Annotated in this window: 39 protein-coding genes; 30 read left to right on the forward strand and 9 right to left on the reverse strand. The window is 65.5% G+C overall.

What is annotated here, in order from left to right:
• Window positions 1-18: 18 nt before the first annotated feature.
• The 6 genes from ASF63_RS13670 to ASF63_RS13695 all read left to right on the forward strand — a co-directional run bounded on the left by ASF63_RS13670 (window position 19) and on the right by ASF63_RS13695 (window position 4336).
• Window positions 19-999 (forward strand): intradiol ring-cleavage dioxygenase, encoded by a 981-nt coding sequence (locus ASF63_RS13670; protein ID WP_056516265.1) that lies wholly within the window; start codon window positions 19-21, stop codon window positions 997-999.
• A 24-nt stretch (window positions 1000-1023) separates the two neighbouring features.
• Complete coding sequence (locus tag ASF63_RS13675) at window positions 1024-1290, forward strand: twin-arginine translocase TatA/TatE family subunit (RefSeq protein ID WP_056515071.1); 267 nt, start codon at window positions 1024-1026, stop codon at window positions 1288-1290.
• Window positions 1291-1293: 3 nt separating this feature from the next.
• Window positions 1294-2190: a twin-arginine translocase subunit TatC gene (gene tatC, locus ASF63_RS13680; protein ID WP_321163162.1), complete on the forward strand. Its 897-nt coding sequence runs from the start codon at window positions 1294-1296 to the stop codon at window positions 2188-2190.
• A 3-nt stretch (window positions 2191-2193) separates the two neighbouring features.
• On the forward strand, window positions 2194-2625 hold the full coding sequence (locus ASF63_RS13685; RefSeq protein WP_056515074.1) for a twin-arginine translocase TatA/TatE family subunit: 432 nt from the start codon (window positions 2194-2196) through the stop codon (window positions 2623-2625).
• A gap of 159 nt (window positions 2626-2784) precedes the next feature.
• Complete coding sequence (locus ASF63_RS13690) at window positions 2785-3069, forward strand: hypothetical protein (RefSeq protein ID WP_157534357.1); 285 nt, start codon at window positions 2785-2787, stop codon at window positions 3067-3069.
• A gap of 145 nt (window positions 3070-3214) precedes the next feature.
• Complete coding sequence (locus ASF63_RS13695; RefSeq protein ID WP_235560829.1) at window positions 3215-4336, forward strand: fatty acid desaturase family protein; 1122 nt, start codon at window positions 3215-3217, stop codon at window positions 4334-4336.
• 78 nt (window positions 4337-4414) lie between these two features.
• On the opposite strand, the gene ASF63_RS13700 is transcribed toward ASF63_RS13695, so the two are convergent.
• The 4 genes from ASF63_RS13700 to ASF63_RS13715 form a co-directional block, all read right to left on the reverse strand.
• Window positions 4415-5254, reverse strand: coding sequence for an ABC transporter permease (locus ASF63_RS13700; protein WP_056515079.1), 840 nt, complete (start codon window positions 5252-5254; stop codon window positions 4415-4417).
• The gene (locus ASF63_RS13705) at window positions 5251-6156 is read right to left on the reverse strand and encodes an ABC transporter ATP-binding protein (protein ID WP_056515081.1); all 906 of its coding nucleotides are present in this window, start codon (window positions 6154-6156) and stop codon (window positions 5251-5253) included. Before ASF63_RS13705 ends, ASF63_RS13700 begins: the two co-directional genes overlap by 4 nt.
• Window positions 6157-6267: 111 nt before the next feature.
• Window positions 6268-7716: a hypothetical protein gene (locus ASF63_RS13710; RefSeq protein ID WP_056515084.1), complete on the reverse strand. Its 1449-nt coding sequence runs from the start codon at window positions 7714-7716 to the stop codon at window positions 6268-6270.
• Between the two features lie 183 nt (window positions 7717-7899).
• Window positions 7900-8403, reverse strand: coding sequence for a hypothetical protein (locus ASF63_RS13715; RefSeq protein WP_056515087.1), 504 nt, complete (start codon window positions 8401-8403; stop codon window positions 7900-7902).
• Between the two features lie 72 nt (window positions 8404-8475).
• Here ASF63_RS13715 and ASF63_RS13720 point away from each other — a divergent pair, with 72 nt between their 5' ends.
• A complete protein-coding gene (locus ASF63_RS13720) occupies window positions 8476-9210 on the forward strand; it encodes a DUF2071 domain-containing protein (protein ID WP_056515090.1) in 735 nt (244 codons plus the stop codon).
• On the opposite strand, the gene ASF63_RS13725 is transcribed toward ASF63_RS13720, so the two are convergent.
• The 3 genes from ASF63_RS13725 to ASF63_RS13735 form a co-directional block, all read right to left on the reverse strand.
• Complete coding sequence (locus ASF63_RS13725) at window positions 9191-10111, reverse strand: AEC family transporter (RefSeq protein ID WP_056515093.1); 921 nt, start codon at window positions 10109-10111, stop codon at window positions 9191-9193. The two genes, ASF63_RS13720 and ASF63_RS13725, sit on opposite strands and share 20 nt — an antisense overlap.
• Before the next feature lie 319 nt (window positions 10112-10430).
• Window positions 10431-11054, reverse strand: coding sequence for a GntR family transcriptional regulator (locus ASF63_RS13730; protein ID WP_056515096.1), 624 nt, complete (start codon window positions 11052-11054; stop codon window positions 10431-10433).
• A 182-nt stretch (window positions 11055-11236) separates the two neighbouring features.
• The gene (locus ASF63_RS13735; protein WP_056515099.1) at window positions 11237-11449 is read right to left on the reverse strand and encodes a hypothetical protein; all 213 of its coding nucleotides are present in this window, start codon (window positions 11447-11449) and stop codon (window positions 11237-11239) included.
• 214 nt (window positions 11450-11663) lie between these two features.
• Between ASF63_RS13735 and ASF63_RS13740 the strand changes: the two genes are divergently transcribed.
• The 4 genes from ASF63_RS13740 (at window position 11664) to ASF63_RS13750 (ending at window position 15030) form a co-directional block, all read left to right on the forward strand.
• The gene (locus ASF63_RS13740) at window positions 11664-11885 is read left to right on the forward strand and encodes a helix-turn-helix domain-containing protein (RefSeq protein WP_056515101.1); all 222 of its coding nucleotides are present in this window, start codon (window positions 11664-11666) and stop codon (window positions 11883-11885) included.
• Window positions 11875-13158, forward strand: coding sequence for a HipA domain-containing protein (locus ASF63_RS13745; protein WP_056515105.1), 1284 nt, complete (start codon window positions 11875-11877; stop codon window positions 13156-13158). Before ASF63_RS13740 ends, ASF63_RS13745 begins: the two co-directional genes overlap by 11 nt.
• Before the next feature lie 475 nt (window positions 13159-13633).
• A complete protein-coding gene (locus ASF63_RS19100; RefSeq protein ID WP_157534358.1) occupies window positions 13634-13804 on the forward strand; it encodes a hypothetical protein in 171 nt (56 codons plus the stop codon).
• Window positions 13804-15030, forward strand: coding sequence for a tyrosine-type recombinase/integrase (locus ASF63_RS13750; protein ID WP_056515108.1), 1227 nt, complete (start codon window positions 13804-13806; stop codon window positions 15028-15030). The genes ASF63_RS19100 and ASF63_RS13750 overlap by 1 nt, the downstream gene beginning before the upstream one ends.
• On the opposite strand, the gene ASF63_RS13755 is transcribed toward ASF63_RS13750, so the two are convergent.
• The gene (locus tag ASF63_RS13755; RefSeq protein WP_162238889.1) at window positions 14990-15406 is read right to left on the reverse strand and encodes an ImmA/IrrE family metallo-endopeptidase; all 417 of its coding nucleotides are present in this window, start codon (window positions 15404-15406) and stop codon (window positions 14990-14992) included. The two genes, ASF63_RS13750 and ASF63_RS13755, sit on opposite strands and share 41 nt — an antisense overlap.
• On the reverse strand, window positions 15354-15746 hold the full coding sequence (locus ASF63_RS13760) for a helix-turn-helix domain-containing protein (protein ID WP_056515113.1): 393 nt from the start codon (window positions 15744-15746) through the stop codon (window positions 15354-15356). The genes ASF63_RS13755 and ASF63_RS13760 overlap by 53 nt, the downstream gene beginning before the upstream one ends.
• 93 nt (window positions 15747-15839) lie before the next feature.
• On the opposite strand from ASF63_RS13760, the gene ASF63_RS19105 reads away from it, so the two are divergent.
• From ASF63_RS19105 to ASF63_RS19665, 19 genes are all read left to right on the forward strand, one after another.
• Window positions 15840-16061 (forward strand): hypothetical protein, encoded by a 222-nt coding sequence (locus tag ASF63_RS19105; protein WP_157534359.1) that lies wholly within the window; start codon window positions 15840-15842, stop codon window positions 16059-16061.
• Window positions 16061-16264: a hypothetical protein gene (locus ASF63_RS13765; protein ID WP_056515116.1), complete on the forward strand. Its 204-nt coding sequence runs from the start codon at window positions 16061-16063 to the stop codon at window positions 16262-16264. Before ASF63_RS19105 ends, ASF63_RS13765 begins: the two co-directional genes overlap by 1 nt.
• Complete coding sequence (locus tag ASF63_RS18855) at window positions 16261-16983, forward strand: phage antirepressor KilAC domain-containing protein (protein WP_235560803.1); 723 nt, start codon at window positions 16261-16263, stop codon at window positions 16981-16983. Before ASF63_RS13765 ends, ASF63_RS18855 begins: the two co-directional genes overlap by 4 nt.
• Window positions 16980-17159, forward strand: coding sequence for a hypothetical protein (locus ASF63_RS13775; protein WP_056515119.1), 180 nt, complete (start codon window positions 16980-16982; stop codon window positions 17157-17159). Before ASF63_RS18855 ends, ASF63_RS13775 begins: the two co-directional genes overlap by 4 nt.
• A 470-nt stretch (window positions 17160-17629) precedes the next feature.
• Window positions 17630-17833 (forward strand): hypothetical protein, encoded by a 204-nt coding sequence (locus tag ASF63_RS13780; RefSeq protein ID WP_056515124.1) that lies wholly within the window; start codon window positions 17630-17632, stop codon window positions 17831-17833.
• Window positions 17830-18228 carry a hypothetical protein gene (locus ASF63_RS13785; RefSeq protein ID WP_056515126.1) on the forward strand — a complete coding sequence of 133 codons (399 nt, stop codon included), beginning with the start codon at window positions 17830-17832 and terminating at the stop codon, window positions 18226-18228. Before ASF63_RS13780 ends, ASF63_RS13785 begins: the two co-directional genes overlap by 4 nt.
• A gap of 425 nt (window positions 18229-18653) precedes the next feature.
• A complete protein-coding gene (locus ASF63_RS13790) occupies window positions 18654-19184 on the forward strand; it encodes a hypothetical protein (RefSeq protein ID WP_056515129.1) in 531 nt (176 codons plus the stop codon).
• 180 nt (window positions 19185-19364) lie between these two features.
• Entirely contained in the window at window positions 19365-19742 is a 378-nt protein-coding gene (locus tag ASF63_RS18860; protein ID WP_082478190.1) for a DUF4326 domain-containing protein, read from the forward strand.
• Window positions 19743-19871: 129 nt separating this feature from the next.
• The gene (locus ASF63_RS13800; protein WP_056515135.1) at window positions 19872-20228 is read left to right on the forward strand and encodes a hypothetical protein; all 357 of its coding nucleotides are present in this window, start codon (window positions 19872-19874) and stop codon (window positions 20226-20228) included.
• Window positions 20225-20431: a hypothetical protein gene (locus tag ASF63_RS13805; protein ID WP_157534360.1), complete on the forward strand. Its 207-nt coding sequence runs from the start codon at window positions 20225-20227 to the stop codon at window positions 20429-20431. The genes ASF63_RS13800 and ASF63_RS13805 overlap by 4 nt, the downstream gene beginning before the upstream one ends.
• 44 nt (window positions 20432-20475) lie before the next feature.
• The gene (locus ASF63_RS19110) at window positions 20476-20643 is read left to right on the forward strand and encodes a hypothetical protein (RefSeq protein ID WP_157534361.1); all 168 of its coding nucleotides are present in this window, start codon (window positions 20476-20478) and stop codon (window positions 20641-20643) included.
• A gap of 1 nt (window position 20644) precedes the next feature.
• A complete protein-coding gene (locus tag ASF63_RS13810) occupies window positions 20645-20872 on the forward strand; it encodes a hypothetical protein (protein ID WP_056515141.1) in 228 nt (75 codons plus the stop codon).
• Between the two features lie 93 nt (window positions 20873-20965).
• Window positions 20966-21535: a hypothetical protein gene (locus tag ASF63_RS13815; RefSeq protein ID WP_056515142.1), complete on the forward strand. Its 570-nt coding sequence runs from the start codon at window positions 20966-20968 to the stop codon at window positions 21533-21535.
• Window positions 21532-21741 carry an LPXTG cell wall anchor domain-containing protein gene (locus ASF63_RS13820; RefSeq protein WP_056515145.1) on the forward strand — a complete coding sequence of 70 codons (210 nt, stop codon included), beginning with the start codon at window positions 21532-21534 and terminating at the stop codon, window positions 21739-21741. Before ASF63_RS13815 ends, ASF63_RS13820 begins: the two co-directional genes overlap by 4 nt.
• Window positions 21734-22633 (forward strand): PD-(D/E)XK nuclease-like domain-containing protein, encoded by a 900-nt coding sequence (locus ASF63_RS13825; RefSeq protein ID WP_056515148.1) that lies wholly within the window; start codon window positions 21734-21736, stop codon window positions 22631-22633. The genes ASF63_RS13820 and ASF63_RS13825 overlap by 8 nt, the downstream gene beginning before the upstream one ends.
• Complete coding sequence (locus tag ASF63_RS13830) at window positions 22630-23163, forward strand: hypothetical protein (protein ID WP_056515151.1); 534 nt, start codon at window positions 22630-22632, stop codon at window positions 23161-23163. The genes ASF63_RS13825 and ASF63_RS13830 overlap by 4 nt, the downstream gene beginning before the upstream one ends.
• Complete coding sequence (locus ASF63_RS13835) at window positions 23160-23759, forward strand: helix-turn-helix transcriptional regulator (protein WP_056515154.1); 600 nt, start codon at window positions 23160-23162, stop codon at window positions 23757-23759. The genes ASF63_RS13830 and ASF63_RS13835 overlap by 4 nt, the downstream gene beginning before the upstream one ends.
• Complete coding sequence (locus tag ASF63_RS19115) at window positions 23756-23914, forward strand: hypothetical protein (RefSeq protein WP_157534363.1); 159 nt, start codon at window positions 23756-23758, stop codon at window positions 23912-23914. Before ASF63_RS13835 ends, ASF63_RS19115 begins: the two co-directional genes overlap by 4 nt.
• Window positions 23911-24210: an HNH endonuclease gene (locus tag ASF63_RS19665; protein ID WP_414843740.1), complete on the forward strand. Its 300-nt coding sequence runs from the start codon at window positions 23911-23913 to the stop codon at window positions 24208-24210. Before ASF63_RS19115 ends, ASF63_RS19665 begins: the two co-directional genes overlap by 4 nt.
• The last annotated feature ends 1 nt before the right edge of the window (window position 24211 follow it).

The following is a 24211-nucleotide window of genomic DNA, read 5'->3' on the forward strand; positions in this document are numbered from 1 at the left end:
ATCGAGAGGAGCACGATCATGAGCCGCATCCCCGAACCCGTCCAGACCCCTGAGGGCCCCACCTATGAGGGGCTTCTGCTCGACAGGGCCGACGAGGAGGTCGTCGATCAGGGCGCGGCCTTCGACATCCGCACCCTCGTGACCCGTCGTGGAGTGCTCGGTCTCGCAGGTCTCGGCGTCGGCGCGGTCGTCCTGGCCGCCTGCGCCCCCGCGGCGACCGGCACATCGAGCACGAGCAGCAGCGACCCCACGGCGACGACCGAGAGCGATGCGTCGACCAGCACCACGACAGCGGCGGGGGAGATCCCCGACGAGACCGCCGGCCCGTACCCCGGAGACGGATCCAACGGCCCAGACGTGCTCGAGGAGTCCGGCATCGTCCGCCGGGACATCACGACCTCGATCGACGGCTCGGCCACGGCCGACGGCATCCCGCTCACCTTCGAGTTCGAGGTGCTCGACCTGGCGAACGGCGGCGTGCCCTTCGCGGGTGTCGCCGTCTACGCCTGGCACTGCACCGCCGAGGGGGAGTACTCGATGTACTCCTCGGGGCTGGAGGACGTCACGTATCTGCGCGGCGTGCAGGTGGCGGATGCCGACGGCAAGGTCTCGTTCGCATCGATATTCCCCGGGTGCTATTCGGGGCGCTGGCCGCACATCCATTTCGAGGTGTATCCGGATGTCGCCTCGATCACCGACTCCGCCAACGCGATCGCCACCTCGCAGATGGCGCTCCCCGAAGATGCGTGTGCAGCGGTCTACGCAGACTCCCGCTACGACGGCTCCTCGCAGAATCTGTCGCAGACGAGCCTGTCCGGAGACAACGTCTTCGGCGATGACTCCGCGGCCCTGCAGCTGCCCACGATCACGGGAGACGTGGCCGGTGGCTACACGGCGACACTCGTGGTCGGCGTCGACACGACGACCACCCCCACCGCAGGCTCCGCCCCCTCGGGTGGCGACGGCGGCCCCGGCGGCGGCGGCCAGCCGTCCAACTGACGCTCTCAGGAAAGGAGAGAAGACATGCTTCAGAACCTCACCGGGTGGCACGCCCTGGTCATCCTCGCGATCGTCGTCCTCATCTTCGGCGCCGCCAAACTCCCCGCCCTCGCCAAGAGCGTCGGGCAGTCCATGCGCATCCTCAAATCCGAGGTCGCCGAGCCTGCGGGCGACACCGCGGACGAGCCGCACGCCGAGTCGCGGCCGGTGACAACACGGAACGCCCGCGCGTACGTGGACGCCGTCGGGTCGGACGACCCGACCCGACCCGTCGCGCGCACCCCGGAGTAGATCATGACCGTGCTCGCCTCTGACGTGGTCGAGGCCTCTGCCTCGGCCACGCCGGCCGGTGCCTCTGCCTCGGCCACGCCGGCCGGTGCCTCTGCCTCGGCCACACCGGCCGGTGCCTCTGCCGGGATGCCGCTGTCGGCGCACCTGAGGGAGGCCCGCACGCGGTCCCTCCGGGCGGTGGCGGCGCTCCTCGTCGGGGTGGCGGTCGGCTACGTCCTCTCCGACCAGATCATGGAGGTCGTGCGGGCGCCCATCACCGCGCTCGCCGAGTCCCGTGACGCGAGCCTGAACTACGACAGCATCACGGGGGCGTTCGACCTCACGCTCAAGATCGCGCTCTTCTCGGGCGTCGCGCTGTCGAGTCCGATCTGGATGTACGAGCTCTTCGCGTTCCTCGCCCCCGGACTCGACCGGCGCGAGAAGAAGTACACGTTCGGCTTCCTCGCCGCAGCCGTTCCGCTCTTCGCCGGCGGCTGCAGTGCAGGGTTCCTGCTCTTCCCGCACATGGTGGAGCTGCTGGCGGGCTTCGCCTCGACCGAGGACAGCACCCTGCTGCAGGCCTCCTACTACGTCGATTTCATCCTGAAGATCGTGCTTGCGACCGGTGTCGCCTTCGTGCTGCCGGTGTTCCTCGTGCTGCTCAATCTGCTCGGCATCCTGCCTGCGCGCGCGATCGCACGCAGCTGGCGCATCGTCATCGTGGCGATCGTGCTCTTCAGCGCGATCGTGACTCCGGCGGCCGACGTGCTGTCGATGTTCCTGATCGCCGTGCCCATGACCGCACTGTTCCTCGTGGCGCTCCTCATCGCCTGGCTCCACGATCGCGCGGCGGAGCGTCGGTTCTCGGCGGGCACCGCGCGCACGGCCGCGCCCACGACGGCGACTACGACGGAAGCATGACCCGTGTTCGGACTCACGATCGAGAAGCTGTTCCTGGTCGCCCTGCTGGCCGCGGTGATCATCGGTCCCCGCCGTCTTCCGGAGTACGCCCGGATGCTCGGCGGGTTGATCCGTCGACTCACCGTGCTCGCGGGCGATGCCACCCGTCGCGCCGAGCAGGAGACCGGGGTGGCCACGATCCGACAGGACTGGAGAGCCTTGGACCCTCGCCAGTACGACCCTCGGCGCATCATCCGGGAGGCATGGGCTGAGGCCGAGATCGCGGAAGTCGCGGCTCCCCGAGGCGAAGCATCCGTCGACGACGCCGCTGCCCCCGCCGGCACCGGAGCCCCTGCCGGCACCTGGGTCGTCGCAGGATCGTCCGGTCATCCGCGTCGCGTCTGGGTGCCCGCGGAAACTGATCCTCGCCCTGTGGATGCCGATCTGCTAAGCTGATGGCGCAGCGTGTGTTCTGGCCCCCCTCTAGGCCACCACGAAGCCACTGATCAGGGCCATCACGGACCAAGCGCATCGATGCGCGCGGCATCCGCCCTCGATCTCATCATCTTGCGGGCCGCGACAGCGCGTGCCCGTCACACAGCAATGAGTATCACCATGAGCACGACCACTTTTCCGCCTTCTGACCCCTTGACCTGGAAACAGGCCGACACCGACGTGCACGTCGCGACCCGAGCCGGCGAGTTCGCCGGATTCGTCGAGTTCGACGGCACCACGCACCTCGCCCGCGACCAGCGGGGCACCGAGCTCGGCTCGTTCGAGTCCCTCGACGACGCCCGCGATGCTCTCGAAGGCGCGACCACTCCGGAACGACGTCCGTCGGCGTTCTCGCGACGGCTGCGTCTGGTGCTGCGTCGCGGCCCGCACCGAGGGCGCGCCTGACCATAGCCTGTGACCTCACACAGAGTCGTCACAGAGTCGCCGACGTATTCCCCACAGCGCATGTGAGGGGGGTTAGGTTGAGGTAAGCGTTGGGCGATCTGCCTTGGGCTTTCCACAGCTCAAGGGCTCCAATCGACAGGAGAGCATCATCTCCATTGCACAGGTCGAAAAGACCGCAGCCACCCTCGGCCCCGTACGTCAGACGTATTCGGGCAACGCAGAGATCCCCCCGATGACGCACGCCTACAAGCAGGTGTCGCAGGTCATCCGCGAGACCGGACTGCTGCAGCGGGCCGGATGGTTCTACATCTTCGTGGCCGCCGGCATCGCCGTGGCCCTCGGTGGAGTCATCACCGGCTTCATCCTTCTCGGTGACAGCTGGTTCCAGCTGCTCATGGCCGCAGCTCTCGGCATCATCCTCACGCAGGTGGCGTTCCTCGCTCATGAGGCAGCCCACCGCCAGATCCTCTCGACGGGCCCGGCGAACTTCCGCCTCGCCCGCATCCTCGCCGCGGGCGTGGTCGGCATCAGCTACTCGTGGTGGGATTCCAAGCACACCAAGCACCACGGAAACCCGAACCAGGTCGGCAAGGACCCCGACATCGAGGTCGATACGATCTCGTTCCTCGAGACTGACGCCGCGCAGTCGCGCGGCCTGGTCCGCCTGATCACGCGCAAGCAGGGATGGTTCTTCTTCCCGCTGCTCACGCTCGAGGGCCTGAACCTGCACTACCTCGGTGTCAAGCACCTCGTGACCAGCAAGAAGGCCAAGGGCCGGTGGATCGAGCTCGGGCTCATCGCCCTGCGCTTCGCGATCGTGCTGGTCCCGGTCTTCATGATGCTGCCGCTCGGCATGGCCTTCGCCTTCATGGGTGTCCAGCTTGCCGTCTTCGGCGTCTACATGGGCGCCTCGTTCGCGCCCAACCACAAGGGCATGCCGATCATCGACCCGAGCGCTCGCCTCGACTTCTTCTCGAAGCAGGTGCGCACCTCCCGCAACATCCGCGGCGGATGGTGGGCCACCTGGCTCATGGGAGGGCTCAACTACCAGGTCGAGCACCACCTGTTCCCGAACATGCCCCGCCCGCACCTCTCGAAGGCCCGCGAGGTCGTGCGCGACTACTGCGCAGCCAACAACGTGCCGTACACCGAGACCAGCCTCGGTCAGTCGTACGCGATCGTCATCCAGTACCTCAACCGCGTCGGTCTCGCCGCGGGTGCCGATCCGTTCGACTGCCCCGCTGCCGCGCAGTTCGTCCGCGCGTAAACCTCTCGCGGCTCACGAGCCGTCCTCCGCATCGAACGGCCCCATCCTCCGGGATGGGGCCGTTCGCGTGCCGGGCCGTCAGTTGCGTCTGATCCAGCGGAACGTCGCGCGACTGAGGATGAAACCCGCCACGAGCCATGCGGTGAGGGCGATCGCCACGAAGCCGAGCTCCCACGATCCGCTCGGCTCGGCCGCCGAGAACGACTCGGGCAGTATCGCCGCGCGCATTCCCTGAGCCATCCACTTCAGGGGGAAGACCGCAGCGACGTTCTGCAGCCATTCCGGCAGTGCGGTGAAGGCGATATAGACGCCGGAGATGAACTGCAGCAGCAGCACGACCGGGATCACCACCGCAGAGGCGGTCTTTCCGGATCGTGGCACGGCCGAGAGCGCGATGCCGAGGAGAGTGCACGAGAGCAGCCCGAGCACGAAGACCCAGGCGAAGCGCCCCCAGGCCTCAGGATCGGAAGGCAGCTCCACCTGATACAGAACCACCGCGACGCCCAGCAGGAGGGTGATCTGCAGAATCGCGGTGACGAAGACCTCGCCGACCTTCCCGATGAAGTACGTGGCGGGTGAGATCGGAGTGCTGCCCAGCCGCTTGAGAGTGCCATCGCTCTTCTCCACTGCGATCTCGATCGACAGCCCCTGCATGCCCGACAGGAAGATGCCTCCCGCCACGAGACCGGGAAGGTAGTACGTCGCCATGCTGATCCTGTCGGCACCCTCGCCGATGTCGCCCGTGAAGATCGTCGCGAAGATGAGGTACATCAGCGTCGGGAACAGGAAGGTGAAGAAGACCTGGTCGCTGGCGCGGAAGTACTGACGCAGTTCGAACGGGATGCGGCGGACCCCGAGGCGGATGGTCCGAGCGAGCCCGAATCCCTGGGTGGCGGTCGTGGCGGTCGTGGTGCTCATGCGGACTCCCTCGCATCGGCCCGCAGGTCGTCGACCGTCGGATCGGCATCGGCGCCGACTCCATGCTCGCGGATGAGGCCGAGGTAGATGTCCTCGAGCGTGGGACGCACCACCTCGAGGCTGTCCGGCTCGCCGCCCGAGCGCTGGAGCTCGGAGACGACCGCACCGGGAGTCGTGGTGCGCTGTTCCTGGCGCACCCCCGCGGCATCCCTCCACCGCACCATCGGCGTCCGCGCCTCGGGTCCGCCGATCTCATCGATCCGACCGATGGCCACGATCCGACCGTCCGTGATCACCGCAGCTCGATCGCCGAGACGCGCCGCCTCGTCGAGGTAGTGGGTCGTCAGCAGGATGCTGGTGCCCTCCGCCTTCAGGGTGCGGATGAGCTGCCAGAACTGCTGCCGTGCCTCGGGGTCGAAACCCGTCGTCGGCTCGTCGAGGAACAGCAGTTCTGGTCGGCCGATGATCCCGAGGGCGACGTCGAGACGTCGTTGCTGACCGCCCGACAGCTTGCCCGCTCTCGATCGCTGCTTGTGCTCGAGCCCCACCGCGGCGATCACCTCGTCGACCGAGCGAGGGTCGGGGTAGTACCCGGCGAACTCGGTGAGCAGCTCGCGCACGGTGAAGTTCCCGGCCTCGCCGGTGGACTGCAGCACGATTCCGAGTCGTGCCTTCCACGCCAGACCGCCGCGCTGGGGATCGACCCCGAGCACGCGTACGTCACCGGAGGTGCGGTGTCGATAGCCCTCGAGGATCTCGATGGTCGTCGACTTGCCCGCGCCGTTCGGGCCGAGGAGGGCGAAGGTCTCTCCACGGCGGATGTCGAAGCTGATGCCGTCGACCGCGACGGCGCCGCCGTACTCTTTGCGGAGGTCTCGCACCTCGATCACGCTGTCTGTCATAGGTACAGCGTGCACGCTGAAGGGCCGGAGCGATAGCCGGGGGTAGGCCACGAAACGGGGGCGTGTGCGGATATCCGCCCACGCCCCCGTTCGTCAGTCAGGAGAGGATGCTCAGCGCGATGCCTTCTCGTCGGACTCGACGACCTCGATCGTGATCTTGCCGTCGATGGTCTCGGCATCGTCGTCGAGCAGCTCGTCGTCCAGCGCCTCGTCGCCGCGGAACTCCGAGGTCGGCTCGTCGGCCGCATCCGTGTCGTCGGCCTCGGTGTCGTCGATCAGCTCGGCGTCGATGGCCTCGACGGTGTCGACCTCGTCGTCCTCCTCGGCGTCCGCTGCGGTCGCGACGGTTCCGACGGCCGGCGCTTCGTTGCTGAAGATGCCGTCGGGGCGGATCAGCTCGCGCACCTCGGCCATGAAGCTGGCGAGCTGCTGCTGCTGCCAGCGCAGCTGCCTGGCCTGGTCCTCGGCGTCGCGCAGCACCGTGGAGGTGTGGCTCGTCACGGAGTCGACGATCTTCTGCGACTTCACGCGGGCGCGGTCGAGGGTGTCGCGCGCCCGCACCTGGGCATCAGCCTCGATGGTCTGCGCCTGCGAGCGCATCAGGCGCTCGTAGTCGTCGGCCTTGCCCGAGATGCGCTGTGCGTGGTCGAGCGATGCGGCGACCTGCTCGTTCGCGTCGGTGGTGATGCGCTCGGCGTGGGCGACGGCCTGATTGTGCAGCACCAGGAACTCCTGCTGTGCGTCGTCCTGGCGGCGGGTGAGGGTCTCTTCGAACTCGAGCACGCGGGCGTTCATCTCGCGCACCTCGCGCTCGGCGTCCGCGCGCAGCTGCGTGGTCTCCCGCGTGACGAGAGAGCGCAGCGCCGCAGCACCCTTCTCGGCCTCGGTGCGGATGGCCGTGGCCTCCTGCGTAGCCTGATGCACCTTCTCGGCCGCGTGCGCAGCCTCGCGCTCGAGCGTGGCCTCGTGTGCGGTGTACTCGGTGTCGATCTTGAGACGCACCTGATCGGCGTCGTGCTGAGCCTGCGCGATGATGCGCGTGACGTCGGCGTCGGCCTCGGCGCGCTGCGTCGTGACCTCTTCGCGCGCGGCGGCCATCAGACGGTCGGCCTGCACCGCGGCGTTCTGGATGAGCACGTTCGCCTGCTCCTCGGCGACGCGGAGGATCGCCTCGAACTGCTCGCGGGACGGCGCTTCCTGGCCGTCGGCCCGGGGCGTGTCGACGAGTTCGTTCGTGAGGGTGGCGACCTGCGCCTCGGTCTCGGCTGCCTTCGCCTTGGCGGCGAGCAGCTCGGCCTCGAGCTCTTCGCGAGCGATGCGCTCTTCGTCACGGAGGGCCTCGACGGCATCCTCATGACGGGCCTCGGTCGCGGCGAGATCGGCCTTGGCCTGCTGCAGCTGGTTGCGCAGCGTGCTGAGAGCCGAGTCGACCTCGGCCTTGTCGTAGCCGCGGAACGAGGCGGTGAAGCCGGACTGCTCGCGTGCGTTCTCGCGAGGAGTCTCTTCGATCAGCTTGTCGAAGAAGTCGGGGGTGCGGTCGTTGTCGGGTGATGCACTCATGGGTCAGCCTTTCCGGCGCAGGTCACAGAGACTGAGAACTGTGATGAGAAGTGGTGCCGTCGCTGTCCGGCTGCAGGGCTGGTCGGGGCGTCATCGGCAATACCACAGCCTAGTTGCGGCGGCTGTGAGATGCACCCGGTCCTGTGCGGAACGGGAGCTCGTGACCCCGTTCGCGAACATCGACTACTCGAGTGACCAGGTGCCGGAGGCATCGTCACGCCGGTGGCGCAGCGTAGGCCCGGCGGTGGTCGCGACGCCGCGAGCGCTCGCCGCGGAGGCGATTCGGGAGCACAGGTCCGCCCAGAACTCCGTGGTCTGCGGCCTCCCCAGGTACTCCCGGAACCGTTCGATCTGCACGCGAGTGCCGCCCTGGTCCTCGACGAGGCGGACGAGGGAGTCATCGGGTTCGACGAAACGGATGCCGTAGCCGCCGTCGGGAAGCACGGTGAACTTGCGAGGCTGCTGCAGTGCGACGCCGTCGACGATCTCGCGCGCCACGGGTTCTGGCGCGTGAAGCACGAGCGTGGAGCCGAGCTCGCCGAGGAGCTCTTCGAGGCGGGATGCCGTGACGCGCTGCTCCGCGCGCTCTCCGGCTGTCCGGCTCGACCGTCGGACCCACCGCGGCAGGAAGATCGCGAGAACGATGACGGCGGCGATCAACGCGATGAAGAAGAGCGGGTTGTCCACGCGTCCAACCTACGGGGCAGGCGTCGCGGAGGAACCCTTGGAGGAATTTAGCTACAGTGCTATCTTCGGAACATGTCGATCATCCGTGATGTCCGAGCGCAGCTCCGAAGGCGACTCCTCATCAGCTACCGTGTCGACCCGGTGGTCGCCGCGACAATGCTGCCCGACGGCTTCCGACCGCAGATCATCCGCGGGACGGCGCTCGCCGGGGTGTGCGTCCTGGGGCTGGAGTCGATCCGGCCGAGCGGGGTCGATCGCCGATGGGGCCTCCGGTCTGAGAACGCCGCGCATCGGATCGCCGTCGAGTGGGACGGCCCGGAAGGCGTCGAGCAGGGCGTCTTCATCTTCGAGAGGCACAGTTCGGCGTGGCATCCGGTGCTGTTCGGCGGGCGGATGTTCCCCGGAGTCCATCGCAAGGCACGATTCCGCATTCGGGAATCGGGCGACCGCTACGTCCTCACGATGCAGGCGGGGGCGCACAGTCTCGACGCCGATGTCGAGGTGGGCGGCGAGTGGACGAGCGGGGTCTTCGGCTCCGTCGACGAGGCGTCGGACTTCTACCGCGCAGGTCGCATCGGATGGTCGCTGGGCCATGACGGACGCACCGTCGAGCCGGTGGCGCTGTCGACAGGTGAATGGAAGATCGAGGGGGCGCAGCTGCACCGCCTTCGGTCATCCTTCTTCGACGCGCTTCCCGCAGGGTCCGCGGTGTTCGACAGTGTCGTTGTGATGCGGGACCTGCCGCTGGTGCTGACGGACGCTCGACGGCTCGCGGACGCCCAAAGGCTCAGCCCAGCAGGAACATGATCAGGATCAGCACGGGCAGGCACCCGAGCGTCGTGAGGAACACCGTGTCGCGCGAGATCGTCTCGCCGATGTCGTACCGCTGCGAGTAGTTGAAGACGTTCTGCGCGGTCGGCAGGGCGGCGAGGACGACCACGATCAGCACCTCGGTCGACGAGAGCCCGAACACGAACTCCGCGACGACCCACGCGATCAGAGGCATCGCGATGAGCTTGAGCACCGTGGCGAGGATGATGTCCCGGCGGTGGCCCGGAGCGCCGAGCACCCGCTGGCCGTGCAGGGAGATGCCGTAGCTGATGAGCAGTACCGGCACCGCTGCGTCGGCGATGAGCTGCGCGGGCTCCATGACGATCAGGGGAACGGTGATGCCGAGCACTGAGACGAGTGTCCCGAGCAGCGAGGCGATGATGATCGGGTTCGTCGCCGTGCGTACGAGCGTCTTGCCCAGTGAGACCCTGTCGCTGGTGACCGCATCGAGGATGGTGAGCGAGATGGGTGTGAACACCAGCAGCTGCATGAGCACGACGGGTGCGGGGTAGGCGGCGCTGCCCAACAGGTAGAGCGACAGGGGGATGCCGATGTTGTTCGAGTTGACCTGGCCAGCAGAGAGGGCGCCGATCAGCGTCTCGCCGACGGGGCGCTTCCACCACAGGCGTGCGACGAGGGTGTAGACCGCGATGATCGACACGGCGGCGATCGCCGAGACCGGCAGGAGCGCCGAGAACAGCATCTTCGCGTCGGCGTGAGCGAGCACCGTGAAGAGCAGGAAAGGCGAGAGCACGAAGAAGATGAGGCGGCCCAGCACCTGCCGGGCGTGTGGGCCGAGCAGGTCGATCCGTCCGAGCACGTAACCGAGGGCGATCGCGACTCCCACGACGGCGAATCCGGTGAGAGTCTCGAGCATGGTTCGAGCGTACCGAGGCCGGGTTCACGTCGTCGTAACGAGCTGAACACGCGGACACGGAGGGCCTAGCAGGTCGAGCGACTCCGCGTCAACGGTCAGGCCCCGACGAGCGTCAGGAGACCCGTCGCCATACGCTGGGATCACGACGAGCCGCAGTATGCCGCTCTCCGTCGGTCGAACCAGACGGTGCCCTCGAGTTCTCTCGGTCTTGAGCGCCCACATGGGGGTGGGTGCGCTTGCGGACCTTCTCAATCGGCTGCTCCGGTCCTCCCCGTTCGGGCGAGGGAGGGCCGGGACCAACTCCGTCGAGTCGATCCGGCTACTTGAAGCGGAGCATCCTCTGCACGGCCTTCACGCCGGCATTCGCACTACGGGCGCGCATCGCCGATTCGAGCTCCTCGAGGGAGTCTCTTGTATTCACGCGCGGCTCGACGAGGTAGAGGTCGCGGAAGACCAGGTACCAGAAGTCGCTCAGCATCAGTCGGTAGAGATCGTTGAGCGCGCGGTCCGTGAGGAATTCGAAGAGCTCGACGTGCCTCTCGATCCAGCCCTCGCCGGACTCGACCGATTCGATCGCGTCGTGGATCAGCTCGCAGGCGATGACGAGGTCCTTCTCAGACAGTGCGAGCGCTGCCTCGCGAATGATCTCGCCGCCCTGAGACGCGGCGAACTCGCGGGTGATGCGCGAGCGCTCATCCGTGATGTCGGTGACCATCGAGTAGCGGTTCGCGTGCACCTCCATCAACCCGGCGCGCGCGAGACGCTGCACGGCCTCGCGGACCGGTGTGCGCGTGACGCCGAGGTCGTCGGCGATCGCCTTGTCGCTCAACTTCGCCCCGGGCGCATACGTGCCGTCGGCGATCGATGTGGCGAGGCGGCGGAAGAGCTCGTCCGGCCCCAGGTTCCGCTGCGCCCCAGGCGCAACGGGAAGTTCAGGTCCCATATCGATATATTACGGTGCTTAACAAAGGAAGCGTGTTTTTCCTAGGGGTCTCCTAAGTAAGGGGAGCAACTTCAGACGTCTGCGGAGCGTGCCTCGCGGCTGACGCGGCTGACGCGACTGTTGCTGAGGCTCAGCACGATCATCGCCGCGACGGGGCCGGCTGCGACGACCACTGCACGAGGTCACTCGCTCCGACGGTCGCGCTTTCGCAGCTGCTCCCAGACGATCGTGATGATCAGTCCGATCATCAGGCCGCACGGGGCGCCGATGGCTGCACCGAGTCCCGGCTGGTCGCCCAGTGCCCCGATGCCGAGGCCGACGAGCGCGCCCAGAGGGAGGCCGAGGAGGAGCGGGGCGGAAGCTGCACCACCTCGGGGGTTGTGTCGAGCATGCATGCGCTCAACGTTAGAGCAGCGAGCTCGCCGTGCGACGCGGAATCGCATCTCGCCTGGGGAAAGGGGAAGCCCCCGCCATGTCGAAGTTGGACGAGGGTTCCGGCGGTCACTGGTGGCTCGGCGACACAGGGTTGTGCGTTATAAGTCACTTCCTCTTGTGTGCGTTAAAAGTCACATGTAGGATTGTGCGTTATAAGTCACTTGTGAGGTGGAGATGGAAGTACGCGCTGCATCCGACTTCGGGGCACTCGTTGCTGAGCGCCGCGAAGGTCTGAGTCTGTCTCAAGCTGAGCTCGCGCGCCGCGCCGGCGTCACTCGTGAGTGGGTCGTGCGGCTGGAGAACGGGTCCACGACCGTCACGCTCTTCCGGCTGATGCGTGTTCTGAGGGAGCTCGGCCTCGTCGTCGACGTCAGTGAGGTCGCCGATGTCGAGTGAACTGTTCGCGTATCTCGATGGCGAAGCGATCGGCGTCGTCGAGCAGTCGGCCGGCGGTGCCCTGTCTTTCACCTACGACGATGACTATCGGTCCCGGCGCGACGCGACGCCGCTCTCGCTCTCGATGCCGCTTGTGCGCGCAGTGCACAAGAACAAACCGGTACGCGCTTTTCTGCAGGGGTTGCTTCCCGACAGTCCGGGCAGGCTCGCGGAGTTAGGACGCGAGTATCGTGTCAGCGCCAGCAATCCTTTCGCGCTGCTTTCGCACATCGGTCGTGATGCTGCCGGTGCAGTGCAGCTGCTTCCGCCGGGTGAGGCGAGCGCTGACGCAGCCGAACGTCACGGCGATGTGAGGGAACTCTCCGACGCCGACTTCGCGGAGCTCGTGGCGGATCTTGTCCGCAACGGTGACACCTGGGGCAGGCGTACGGATGACGCGCGCTGGAGTCTTCCCGGTGCGCAGCCCAAAGTCGCGCTGTTCCGCACTGAGCAGGAACGATGGGCGGTGCCGCAGGATTCGACGCCGACCACACGCATACTGAAGCCGGCAGTCGCGCCGTATCCGGATCATCACATCAATGAGTTCATGACGATGGCCGCGGCGAGAGAGCTGGGGCTTCACGTCGCTGACGATTTCTTGGTGACCACCGAACGTGGTCACGCGGTGTTCGTCTCCACGCGCTACGACCGCCGGCTCGAAGACGGGCGTTGGCATCGGCTCCATCAGGAAGACCTCTGTCAGTCGCTGAGCGTGCCGCCGGACAAGAAGTATCAGCTCGAGGGCGGACCAGGTGTCGCAGCGATCGCCCGCCTCATCAACTCTCTGCCCGACGCCGAAGACCGCCGAGGCAACGCAACCCAGTTCTACGAGGCTCTTGTGTTCTCGGTGGCGTCTCTCGGCACCGACGCGCACGCGAAGAACTACTCGCTTCTGCTGCGGCGTGATCGCGCTGCGCTCGCCCCGCTCTATGACCTCGGCAGTTACGCTCCGTATCTCGCCGCAGACGGCGCTAACCCGAAGCTGGCCATGTCGATCGAGGGCGAGTACAGCGTCGGACGGATCAGCCTCGATTCACTGGTCAGGGTGGCGGCGCGGGTCGGCCTCGATCGCGATTGGGCTGAGGCGCGCGCCCGTGAGATCACGGACGGCATCGTGATCGCCTACGCCGCGGCGGCGGATGCTGCGCGAGCGCAGCTCGGCGACGACCCGTTCGTCCGACGCATGGTCGACAGCATCCATGAGTATGCGTCGTCGCGTGGCTGGAACGCGTGACGACCGGCGCAAAGTCGACACGAGCTCCCGAGGAGCGCGCTTCGTCTCGGAGCGCTCGCTCAACGATCGGGAGTTCTGCTCGTTCGGCGACCGGGCCGGAACGCCCCAGGGCGAGTCGGAGGTCTCGCCTGGAAAAAGCGGAAACCCCCGCCATGTAGAAGCTAGGCGAGGGTTCCTAAGGTGACTGTAATGATCACCCTGTGGCTCCGACGGGCGTCGATCCCGTGACCTCACGATTTTCAGTCGTGAGGAACCTGTCGAAAACGACTTGCTTTACGTCGAAAACGCGTGCTAACCTGTCCTCACCGGTCGTCAGCGGAAGCTAACAACCGGTAGCGATGGAGACACCATCGGGTACACCTACCTTGGCCGGAAGGGACTAGCTGTGGCATACGCCGTAAGCACGAGAAGAAGACCCGCAGACAACGGGGTCTGCGACGCACAAGCGACGAGACATCATTGAAGGAGAGAGCCCATGAAGGTCAACGGATACCTGCTGGACGTCAAGTGGGATGTGGATAACATGCCGCGCTACATCGGGCCGTTCGAGTCCGCTGCCGAGGCGGAGGACTTCGCCAAGCTCAACGTTCCGAATGGAACGTGGGAGATCGGCTCGCTCGCAGCTGCGTACACCACCCGTAGCTGATGCGCGGCAAGGGTGAGGGCGCGGTCTTCAAGGACCAGCGGACCGGGCTCTGGACGGGAGTCATCGAACTCCCGCCGCTGAACGGTGATCGTCGGCGAAAGAAGATCCGCCGCAAGAACAAGAAGGACCTGCTCGCGGCGATGTCGGCGGCGAAGGCTGAGCTCGAGCGACTCGGCGACCTCCCGACCGCGAATCAGACGGTCGAGCAGTGGTTCGGCTACTGGCTCAAGCAGACCGTCAAGGAGGTGCGGCCGAACACGTTTGACGGATACCGGCGCACCGTGACGAATCACATCATCCCCTCGATCGGGAAGGTGAAGCTGGACAAGCTCACCGCGACTCACGTGCGCCGCGTGCACGACGGCATCCTCGCGAAGGGACTGTCGTCCACCACTGCACTGCTCGCACACCGCACCATGTCAGTGTCGTTCAAGATGGCCGTGCAGGAAGGCCGCATCAGCCGCAACCCCTGCACGCTCACCGCGGCGCCACGCAAGGCCCGCGCAACCCTCGAGGCACTCGACCTCACCGAAGCTCTGCGCTTCCTCGAGCATGTCCTCCAGGAGAACCCACGCGCCGCCCAATGGGCCACGGCGCTGCTCACCGGCGCGCGCAGGGGCGAGGTGATCGGCCTCGAAATCGACCGCGTCGGCGAAGCCCTCGATCTATCGTGGCAGCTGCAGCGCATCCGTTGGCTACACGGATGCGGCGGCACCTGCGACCGGAAGCGCGCCGCGGAGTGCCCGAAACGACAGACCGACGACACTCCCGCCGACTACGAGTACCGTCACATCAAGGGCGGTCTGTACTGGACGCGGCCGAAGTCGTCGAAGTCCTGGCGCATTGTCCCGCTCGTTGACCCGCTCAAGGCGATTCTCGAGCAGCATCTGTCGGCGATGACCCCGAATGAGTGGGGTCTCGTGTTCACCAACAACGGGCGACCGATCAGCCCCGATCAGGCCTCCCGCGACTGGCGGACGGATCTCGCTTCCTCAGGGATCGAGAAGAATGTCCGCCTCCACGATGCGCGGCACACGACGGTCGACCTCCTCTACGAAGCCGGCCTGCCAGAAGACGTGATCGGTGACATCATCGGGCACTCGGTGCGCGCAACCACTCGCGGCTACCGGTCACCTCAGAACATGAAGCGCCTGCTGCTGGCGATGGAGCAGTTCTCGGTGATGCTCACGCAGCCTGAGACAGAACGTACGCGCGAAATAGCGTAGTCGTCACGCCGAGCTCAGCGACGATCCGTCGCTCGTCAGGACACCACTCGTACAGGTCGGCCAGTTCGTCCGGACAGATCAAGTTCCGGGCAGCGAACTGGTCGGCCTGTTTCTCGTGCTTCGGACGGTCGTCCGGATGCAGGAGCGCCGCATGCCCGACCTCGTGAGACAGGACCAGACGCTGTCGTCCGACGCGGAGCTTGTCGCTGATGAGGATCTGCCCGTACTCGGGAAAGTATCGTCCGTTCGCCGTGCGGAGCCGCCGGACGACCACCTCGATACCCAGCTGCTCCGCGTGCTCCCAGGGATCGTACGCGCGCCCCCTAGGGAGATTCAGGCTCGTCGTATCCCATCTCTGGGTCGGTGTTCGCTGCACTGGGAACCCCCTCAAGCTCCTCGTCGGTCATCGTCGCCGGCGTCTTCTTTTCCCGATGTTCCGAGATGCTAGGGATAGCCGCAGACATTCGCGCTTCCTCAGCCTCAGCTTCCTCGACAATCTCAGCCATGACCTTCGCGGGGTCGACGCCGATCGCGCGCGACAGCATGACGAGATCGGTAGCCGTGATCGGCGCGCGCGCCTTGAGCTTCTTCTGCAGTGACGTGAGCGGGATGTCCGCATTCACTGCGAGCTCTTCCTGCGTCATCCGCTTCCTGCGGTAGTAGCCCGTCAAGACGTCTGCTGCTACTCGGCTGATCAGTGGCTGGTCGGAACGCATACCCACCAGTCTAGATCGGCTACCTGTCTATTTCGGCAGAAAAAGTTCCGTTTACGGGTTGCACCAACCGCTGACGGCATGTAGCCTACCGATATGGACAGGTTGAACGCCGGAATCGGCATCGCAAGAAGAGTCAATCTCGCTATCTGCGAGGCAGGCTCTGACGTCCTCAGCGTCTCACAAGCCGCCGACATCACCATTCCCGAGCTCGAAGACCGCCTCTCGGGGCGCGTCGACTTCGAGCTCGACGAACTGGTGCGTGTCGGCGGCTTTCTGCATGTACCCGTGTCTCGATTCATGGAGGTGGCCGCGTAATGGAAGCGCAGCTCGACAAGCTCAGTTACTCGATCCCCAACCTCGCGATCGCGAGCGACCTGTCGGTCGACTCGATCCAGAAGGCGATCAAGCGTGGCGACCTGGTGGCGAACTACTTCGGCACGAAGCCGATCATCACCCGCGACGAGGCCAGGAGATGGATCGAATCCCTCCCCACCGAAAAGCCGGAGCGTGCAGCATGACCACCCTCGACATCATCCAGCGCGACGGCAGGTTTGTTGTGACGTCCGAGACTGTCGCAGACGGCTCGGGGGTCCAGCACAAGAACGTGCTCGAGTTGATCGATGCCAACCGTGCCGACTTCGAGGACTTCGGACAGGTCGCGTTTGAAACGCGACCTGGTTACAACAACTCGCAGGTCCGCGTCGCTCTGTTGAATGAGCACCAGGCCACACTGCTCATGACTTTTCAGCGGAACACGGATCAGGTGCGGGCGTTCAAGAAGGCTCTCGTGAGAGCGTTCTTCAACCTCGGACGCCAGGCTGTCCCGCAGACTCTGCCCGATGCCCTGCGTGCGTACGCGCTTGAGGTTGAGCAGCGTCAGGCGCTGGAAGCCAAGGTCCAGGAGGACGCGCCCAAGGTGCTGTTCGCGGACTCGGTCGCCACGTCGGACACCACGATCCTTGTCGGCGACCTCGCGAAGATCCTGCGAGGAAATGGAATCCCGGTCGGCGCTGTCCGCCTGTTCGAGATTCTTCGAGATGAGGGATACCTGATCAAGAGGAAGGGTACGGATTGGAACATGCCCACTCAGAAGGCTATGGAGCTCGGCCTGTTCAAGGTCAAGGAAACAGCGGTCACGCATTCGGACGGGCACATCACAGTCTCGAAAACGCCGAAGGTCACAGGCAAGGGCCAGTCCTACTTCGTCAACCGATACGCCGAGCGGGCCGCAGCATGAACGTCATTGACTCCCTGCCGCTGTGGTTCTGGTTGCCGCCGGCGCTCGTCGGGTGGGCGTGGCTGATCAGCTCCGCAGTCCTGCTCTACCGGGCGGTCACACGCCCATCGGTCTCTCCGGATGAACCGTTCGCTCTGGACGGTCTCGAGAAGACAGGCGTTCATCGCCACGGCTGATCCCCGCTAAACGATCCGCCGCGTTCCCGGCTTGCCGCTGGGGCCGGTACTCGGCGTACCCGGAGACGGGTGCGCAGACACAACTTCATCCCCGCATATCCCGGTCGACCACCGGCAGAAATGAGCGGGGCGAACTCAATAGAGACGAATCCCAGCAGGGTTCTGTTCGCGGTGACGTGGTGGTTCACGTGTGCCGATCGCAGTGGCTGGGGGAGACCGCGAAGGCGAGAAGCCGAGAAGCAGGTCGAAGGGAAAGACGCACCCTCAGGGTGCGCACAACAGTTTGGTTCGAGAGCTACGACGGCAGCACTGCTCACTTGGTGCTGCTGATTCTCTCCGGAGAACGACCGCTAGTGCATGAGCGCACGCACGCGGTTAGGAACGGCTCGGACCCGCGCGAACCAGGTAGTACACCGTGGGCCAGTCCACGGCGCGCACGAGCGAATGACCACGACAGAAGGAGGACGCTCATGTCTGTAATCGAAGAGGCGCGCGCAGCGCTGGACATCGACCCGGCGCGCATCGCGCAGGTCGCGAAGAAGCACGGCATCGACACGCAGGAGGCGGTCGAGAAGATCGCCTACAGGCGCTCGGTGCTCGACAAGGGCGGGAAGGCGGCGGCGCAGATGGCTTCCGTCGTCCTCGGCCGCACGTTCAAGGGAGCCGGCGCGTGAAGCGGGTTCTCGCCGCCGCTGTCATCGTCGGCGCGATGCTCGGCCTCGCCGCCTGTACGAGCGACGCAGACAAGGCGTCCGAGAACATCGCCACCGCGGCGGAGGCGTTCGAGGTGCAGCGGTCGATCGTGGGGATCAACGGCATCACGGGGGAGACGATCTTCTTCGCCGAGGGTCGATGCTCGTTCGAGTACCCGTCCGGTGGCCGCGTCGACGTGACCTGCAAGTACGGTCCGAGCGAGTACCGCAAGCACACGTTCATCCTCGGCGATCAGGACTCGGTCGTCGTCACGCAGGAGAAGCCGATCGACGTGAGCGAGTACCACACACGCATCGTGCTGAAGCCTCAGAACGTGATCCCCGAGTTCGACATCATGGTCGGCGAAGACGAGTAGCCGACCGGCCCTGTGATCGCTTGAGGCGGTGCCGACGTCATGGTCGGGCAGGGCACTTGGGGATCGGTTCTGAGGCTGTAGGCGGTAGGAGTGCCGCCGTGACTCCCGGTATGTCCCCTGGGGTCGGTGTTGTCCGCACCGACCCCACCTTCTCTTCCCGCACTGGGGTGCGGGGACACAGCGACCCCATGCGGGGTGTGGTCGCTCAACGGCATCTGGGGTGCCACGCGGTTCTGGGGAACCGCGACGAAACAGGTAGGGCCCGGACGGTGGGGATCGTCCGGGCCCTCCTCCATTGACATCGAAACGAAGGAGTTCGGCATGGACCTTTTTGGCTCTCTGAGCTGCGCCCTATCCGGGCACGACTGGATCTATCGCAAGAAGTTCCGGGTGTGTGACTACTGCGGAAAGAAGCAGAGGCTCTGATGGGATCTGAGTTCTTCAAGCATCCGGCGAAGCGTCTTGATCGGGAGTTCCGTGCGATGGGTGCGGACAGGGTGGAGCGCACGTCAGCGAATGTGACGTACCGGTTCCCGGATGGGGCGAGACGCCTCGTCCCCACGAACATCACCGCGGGGAAGGCCCGCCTGATTCTCCGGTCGATGCAGGACCGGTACGGGGCGACGAACTTCGACCCGCTCGGGTTCACCGAGAAACGACCAGGCGCACCAGTCATCGACCTCGAACGCCTTTCCACGTCGGAGCATGCGCGGGAACGGTTCGACCTGATGAGACGCCAAGCTGACCTCACCTTCCAAGAGGTGCTCATCGCCCTCCGTGCACCAACCCGTGTCCTGTGGGCCACCAACCATGCTGCATGGCTGTACGTCGGCGACCGCATCGCCGTATCCGCCGTCACCGACAGCACAGGGTTCGCGTGCATCCGCACCGTCCTCTGGACCTCCCAGGAGCTCTGGGACCAGAACCCCAGACCCGAGAAAGGCGAACGATTGTGACCGGTGAAGATGCATGTCCGTTCTGCGGGTACTCGCCTTATCACTACATGACCCACATCTGCCGCGGCTGCGAGTGTCACCACCGCGAGGTCGACATTCCCGGGGAACCGCAGTTGGGGACTTACTACGAAGCCGAGTGGGAACCCGATTGCCCGATACACACGCTGGAAGCGATCGGTCATGCCTGAGCGCGTACGACTGTCCCGGAAGAAGGGTTGGCGGAAGCCGGAGAACACGGTCGTCGTCTCGCGCCCGTCGCGGTGGGGGAACCCATTTTGGATCACCCGCGAGGCATGTGACGAGAGCACGGACGACGGCTATTGCTGGGTGGTTCGTCCATACGACAGGCGATTCGATGTCGCACACGCGCAGACCGAGAGTGAGGCCCGCGCATCAGCTGTCGATGAGTACAAGGTGTGGGTCATGTACGGACGCACCGCGTACAACCCGCATCAGGTGAAGGCGGAACTTCGCGGTAAGAACCTCGCGTGCTGGTGCCCGCTCGACCAGCCCTGCCATGCCGACGTACTACTCGAGATCGCGAATCGCGATGACTGACAACACTCCTCCCACCCTCTGCAGATCCTGTGACGGCTTCGGGAGTTACCTCATCAACAAGACCACCGACATGGAAGACAGCGTCAAGTGTCTCGACTGTGGCGGAACCGGCCGCGAAAGGAACCAATCATGAACACGAAGACCATGTCCCACTCGAGCGACCCGGACACGTCACGGATCGCTGCCGAGTCGGTCGACCCGCACGAGTCCGCACGACTCAAGCTCGCGATCCTTGACCTGCTCGGTGAAGCGCCCCGCACGGCCGACGAGCTCACCGCGGTGTACTTCCGCCTCGGCGAGATCAACGGGTGGCCGCGCTTGCACGATGCGCATAACGTCAAGCGCCGCCTGTCCGAGCTGCATGCGAAGCACCACGTCGTCCGCGAGTCGGGAGACAGGAGACCTTCAGCCCACGGCAGACCGTCGACCGTGTGGGAACTCGCTGTCCCGCTCGACGAAGCACGAGCGGTGGTGAACGCAGCATGAGCATGGCGAACGGCGCAGAAGAGTCCGTTGCGCGCTACATCGACAAGGTCGTGCGGGAAGCGCGTGCGGATGAGAGGCGAGTTGCACTTGTCGACGCGCGCGCAGCAGTCAGAGCCGAGTTCAACGGGCAAAAGGTTCCCAATGGCCTCGATGCGATCATGCGTGCAACCCGCGCCATCACTCGACTGATTGGCGACTCATGAACGGCATGTGGCGTCGGTGGGCGCAACGGAAACGACTCGTCGGGGTGGCTTACCTCGGTGGTGCGGCGATCGCTCTGGCGGTCGCCTTTCTTGTGTGGGCGGTCGGTGGCGGGTGGCTGGTCGGTTTCCCGATCCTCGCGTTCGCTCTCCTCATCGTCCTCGCCGGCTACGCGTTCATCGACGCGCACCGGTACGCGAAGCAGGTGAGCTGACATGCCCATCGAGTGGGAGACGTTCAGCCGCCGCGAGTTCGACGTCGTGTTCGCCGCGATCGGACGGATGCACGAAGACCTCATCAGGCAGGTCGGTGACGAGGAGACCCGCACACCAGGACTGTTCGCCGCCTGCCACCACATCACCAACGAGATGCACCGGGCCAACGACGACCTCGCACGTCGCGAGACTGCGGCCCTGAAAGGAGACCTCAGTGTGCTCCGGTAACTGCACCTACTGCCACGGCGTCGGCGCCGTGGTCGTCACTCACAACCCGACCGTGTGGATGGACTGCCCACACCTCATCTGGAAGGACGCAGCATGATCGACTTCGAAGCAAGCAACGGTGCACAGGTCGTGCTCACGAACGCGGGCGCGACCGGCTACATCCTCGTCGAACGCGATTCGGATTCGGCAACCTCCGTCTCGACCGCGTACCTCGGATTCGAAGAGATGGTCGCCTGGCGCGAGTTCGAGCAGCAGCGTCGCGATAAGGAAGTCGGTCGCTGGCGGTGGCCTGAGAACTCGGACTTCGTCGTCTACCCGGGAGAGCGCGGGTACGTCAGCGCGATCAACGAGCGCACCGGCGCATGGGCCACCGCGTCGCGCGCCGAAGGCTACGCCGACACTGGGCACGGCACGATCCACAACGCCATCGCCGCCTACTTCGCTGCTATCTCGGAGCCGAAGCCTTGGCACCAGGCGATCCCGGGACAGGCCTGGGTTGTCGAGTGGACAGCGGACGATGAGTCGTTCGAGAAGGCACTACTCGTGGCGGATTTCTCGGCGGAAGGTCGCGTGTTCGCCGACGCGGAAGAGACGGTCACCCTTCCCATCTCGTCGGGAATGATCACGAACGCCCGTCGCATCTACCCCGAGGTCGCATCGTGACCGCCGCGTGTGAGGACAACTACGCAGTGTCCTGCAACCCGGCACCCAAGACACCCGTCGCTGAGGTCATCGTCATCCGCCACGAACCAGACCTCGCCGCGACCGGCGCCCAGCTCGATCCCACACTCACGATCGCCGGATCGGCCGCGATCATCATCGGCGCCATCATCCTCGGGCGACGCGCCAAACGGAGCAACCATGACTGACCAGCCGTACGACGGACTTGTGTACGGACTCAACGAAGATCTGTACCACAGGCTCCCCGGGCTCAGCTCGACCGGGGCAAAGAAGATCCTCAAGTCCCCGGCGCACTACCGCCACTACGCCGAGCAGCCACAGGAGACGAAGACCGAGTTCGACCTCGGCTCCGCCGTCCACTCCAAGGTCCTCGGCGTCGGGGCACAGATCGCGATCTACCCCGACGGCACCGGACCCGAACGGTTCGAGTTCGAGGGCAAGGAACTCGACAACGTCCTCGCCTCGAACGGAGCAATCAGCACCAAAGCGGCGAGGGCGTTCGAGGTCGAGAAGCGTGCCGAGGGACTCATCCCCGTCAAGCGGGTCACCGGCCGGGTGGTGAACATCATGGTCGAGTCTGTCCTCGCGAACCCGACGGTCAAGGCTTTGCTCGCATCGGGCGACCCGGAAGTGTCGATGTTCGCCACCGACCCAGATACGGGCGTGCCACTCAGAGGTCGCCTCGACTGGCACGGGCCGCGGCTCGTGGATCTCAAGACAACAGCGGGAGACGCGTCAGAGAGCGAGTTCGCAATCCAAGCGTTCCGCCTGGGGTACGAAGTCCAGCAAGCGCACTACGAGCACATCTACCACCTGATCACGGGTGAGACGAGACCGTACCTGTTCGCCGTCGTGGAAGCACACGCGCCGTATCTGACAGCCGTGCATGTCCTCGGCTCGGACGAGCTCACCATGGCGCGCAGACGGGCGCGAGAGGCCCGCGAAAGGTACGCGCGCTGTGTCGAGTCGGGGGAGTGGCCGGGGTACAAGACCCGCAGCGGTTCCCCTATCGGCATCCTCCAGGCACCTGTCTGGAACGTGAACCAGTTCATCGACGAATACGAAGGATCAGCAGCATGACCGCATTCCCGCAGTATGCGAGTACGACCGACCCTCGGGTTCTCGCTGTCATCCAGCGGAACAAGGAAGGCTTTCAGGCGTTCCGAGAGCGCGCATTCGCTTTCGCTACGGCTCACGGCGCTCCCGACGGAGCCTACTTCGGCTCGTCGTTCGCCGGTGGACACGCAATCTCCGCCATTGGCGGCGACGAGAAGCCGACCACGGGCCAGTGGAAGGAGGGATACCGGCGCGGCTGGTTGCCGTTCAAGAACAACCCGCTCGCAAAGCAGCTGGAAGCGATCCGCTTCGACGAGGAGCCCGTCCCGGGCCTGCCGCAACTCCTGGAGTCTGCGACCCGTGACGGATCTCGCCGCGTGGCATCACCGCTCGTCTTCGTCCTCGACGAGGTCGCATACTCGGGCGTGAGCTTCCTGCCCGAGGACGACGGAGGCAAGGTCAAGCCTGAAGATGGCGGCTGGGAAGAGATCAAGGCCAGCGAGTTCCACAAGGGCCTTGAGACTTACAACGAGCGGATCGGTTCAAAGAAATGACCGACATCGAGATCCCAGAGGACAACAGGAGATCCCGCCTGCAGCGCGCACCGAAGGCAGACAACATCGATGATGTCGCGACAGCGATGGAGAGGGTGGAAGCGTTCTGGGCGAAGTACCCAGACGGCAGCATCCTCCCCGAGGTAGAGGTCAGCGAGAACGCCGACGGATACAAGGTCTACACGGTCAGAGCGTTCGTGCGGAAGAACAGCGCATCAGACGGTCCCGATGCGGTCGCGCACGCTACCCGTGGGGAGAACGACGAAGACGACCTCGTCCGCGCCTACCCGCAGGAATCGGCCGAGACCTCCGCGATCTCCCGCGCAATCCGCAACCTCGGCATCCTCGCCACACCGACCAAGGCCACGCCGGCGACGCTCAGCGCACCACAGACCGACGTCGAGATCGGTTCCGCCCTGACCGCTGCCCGCGAACGCGCAGAGCTGTCCCAGAAGGACCTCGCAGCTGCGATGACCGACCGGCAGGTGAAGTGGTCACAGACCACCGTCTCCTCGATCGAGAAGGGCACCCGGTCACTCCGGCACAACGAAGCCCAGCACCTCGCCGAGCTCATCGGATTCGGGGGAGCGCGATGAAGCCGCTCGTGTGGCGCGGCAACATCACCGGCCGATGGTGGGCATCCGCCGGGCCAGAGCTGGAAGCACTCGCGGGAGCGAGCACTGACGGGTACGAGACATGGCGGGAAGCGTACGACGCGACCTGCCGTGTCATCGCCGCCGAACCCGCATGAGCGGGCAGATACCGGCGAAAGTGCGCAAGCAGGTCCATGAACGGGCGAAGGGCAGATGCGAGGGGTGCGGGAAAGTCGCACCCCTCGAACTGCACCACCGCAAGTACCGGTCCCGTGGAGGCAAGCACACCGCAGCGAACATCGTCGGGCTGTGCGGGTGGGGGAACCACACCGGATGCCACGGTCTCGCACACAGCGCCAACCCACCACAGGGGTGGTCGCTGCCTTCCGGCCGGTGCGATCCGGCGCAGGAACTCTTTCTCCACTACTGGGGACTCATCTATCTCGAGGACTGAA

It is taken from the genome of Microbacterium sp. Leaf320, assembly GCF_001423485.1.
Lineage (GTDB): Bacteria > Actinomycetota > Actinomycetes > Actinomycetales > Microbacteriaceae > Microbacterium.

Coding starts and splice junctions, on each gene's coding strand:
- ASF63_RS13730 (WP_056515096.1), bottom strand. CDS start 11,054: ATGGGACCTGAACTTCCCGTTGCGCCTGGGGCGCAGCGGAACCTGGGG.
- ASF63_RS13810 (WP_056515141.1), top strand. CDS start 20,645: ATGCCCATCGAGTGGGAGACGTTCAGCCGCCGCGAGTTCGACGTCGTG.
- ASF63_RS13675 (WP_056515071.1), top strand. CDS start 1,024: ATGCTTCAGAACCTCACCGGGTGGCACGCCCTGGTCATCCTCGCGATC.
- tatC (WP_321163162.1), top strand. CDS start 1,294: ATGACCGTGCTCGCCTCTGACGTGGTCGAGGCCTCTGCCTCGGCCACG.
- ASF63_RS13740 (WP_056515101.1), top strand. CDS start 11,664: ATGGAAGTACGCGCTGCATCCGACTTCGGGGCACTCGTTGCTGAGCGC.
- ASF63_RS13705 (WP_056515081.1), bottom strand. CDS start 6,156: ATGACAGACAGCGTGATCGAGGTGCGAGACCTCCGCAAAGAGTACGGC.
- ASF63_RS13690 (WP_157534357.1), top strand. CDS start 2,785: ATGAGCACGACCACTTTTCCGCCTTCTGACCCCTTGACCTGGAAACAG.
- ASF63_RS13725 (WP_056515093.1), bottom strand. CDS start 10,111: ATGCTCGAGACTCTCACCGGATTCGCCGTCGTGGGAGTCGCGATCGCC.
- ASF63_RS18855 (WP_235560803.1), top strand. CDS start 16,261: ATGACCACCCTCGACATCATCCAGCGCGACGGCAGGTTTGTTGTGACG.
- ASF63_RS13670 (WP_056516265.1), top strand. CDS start 19: ATGAGCCGCATCCCCGAACCCGTCCAGACCCCTGAGGGCCCCACCTAT.
- ASF63_RS13700 (WP_056515079.1), bottom strand. CDS start 5,254: ATGAGCACCACGACCGCCACGACCGCCACCCAGGGATTCGGGCTCGCT.
- ASF63_RS13835 (WP_056515154.1), top strand. CDS start 23,160: ATGACCGACATCGAGATCCCAGAGGACAACAGGAGATCCCGCCTGCAG.
- ASF63_RS18860 (WP_082478190.1), top strand. CDS start 19,365: ATGCCTGAGCGCGTACGACTGTCCCGGAAGAAGGGTTGGCGGAAGCCG.
- ASF63_RS19665 (WP_414843740.1), top strand. CDS start 23,911: ATGAGCGGGCAGATACCGGCGAAAGTGCGCAAGCAGGTCCATGAACGG.
- ASF63_RS19100 (WP_157534358.1), top strand. CDS start 13,634: ATGAAGGTCAACGGATACCTGCTGGACGTCAAGTGGGATGTGGATAAC.
- ASF63_RS19105 (WP_157534359.1), top strand. CDS start 15,840: ATGGACAGGTTGAACGCCGGAATCGGCATCGCAAGAAGAGTCAATCTC.
- ASF63_RS13735 (WP_056515099.1), bottom strand. CDS start 11,449: ATGCATGCTCGACACAACCCCCGAGGTGGTGCAGCTTCCGCCCCGCTC.
- ASF63_RS13760 (WP_056515113.1), bottom strand. CDS start 15,746: ATGCGTTCCGACCAGCCACTGATCAGCCGAGTAGCAGCAGACGTCTTG.
- ASF63_RS13830 (WP_056515151.1), top strand. CDS start 22,630: ATGACCGCATTCCCGCAGTATGCGAGTACGACCGACCCTCGGGTTCTC.
- ASF63_RS13745 (WP_056515105.1), top strand. CDS start 11,875: ATGTCGAGTGAACTGTTCGCGTATCTCGATGGCGAAGCGATCGGCGTC.
- ASF63_RS13800 (WP_056515135.1), top strand. CDS start 19,872: ATGAACACGAAGACCATGTCCCACTCGAGCGACCCGGACACGTCACGG.
- ASF63_RS19115 (WP_157534363.1), top strand. CDS start 23,756: ATGAAGCCGCTCGTGTGGCGCGGCAACATCACCGGCCGATGGTGGGCA.
- ASF63_RS13825 (WP_056515148.1), top strand. CDS start 21,734: ATGACTGACCAGCCGTACGACGGACTTGTGTACGGACTCAACGAAGAT.
- ASF63_RS13775 (WP_056515119.1), top strand. CDS start 16,980: ATGAACGTCATTGACTCCCTGCCGCTGTGGTTCTGGTTGCCGCCGGCG.
- ASF63_RS13710 (WP_056515084.1), bottom strand. CDS start 7,716: ATGAGTGCATCACCCGACAACGACCGCACCCCCGACTTCTTCGACAAG.
- ASF63_RS13815 (WP_056515142.1), top strand. CDS start 20,966: ATGATCGACTTCGAAGCAAGCAACGGTGCACAGGTCGTGCTCACGAAC.
- ASF63_RS13765 (WP_056515116.1), top strand. CDS start 16,061: ATGGAAGCGCAGCTCGACAAGCTCAGTTACTCGATCCCCAACCTCGCG.
- ASF63_RS13720 (WP_056515090.1), top strand. CDS start 8,476: ATGTCGATCATCCGTGATGTCCGAGCGCAGCTCCGAAGGCGACTCCTC.
- ASF63_RS13805 (WP_157534360.1), top strand. CDS start 20,225: ATGAGCATGGCGAACGGCGCAGAAGAGTCCGTTGCGCGCTACATCGAC.
- ASF63_RS13790 (WP_056515129.1), top strand. CDS start 18,654: ATGGGATCTGAGTTCTTCAAGCATCCGGCGAAGCGTCTTGATCGGGAG.
- ASF63_RS13780 (WP_056515124.1), top strand. CDS start 17,630: ATGTCTGTAATCGAAGAGGCGCGCGCAGCGCTGGACATCGACCCGGCG.
- ASF63_RS13750 (WP_056515108.1), top strand. CDS start 13,804: ATGCGCGGCAAGGGTGAGGGCGCGGTCTTCAAGGACCAGCGGACCGGG.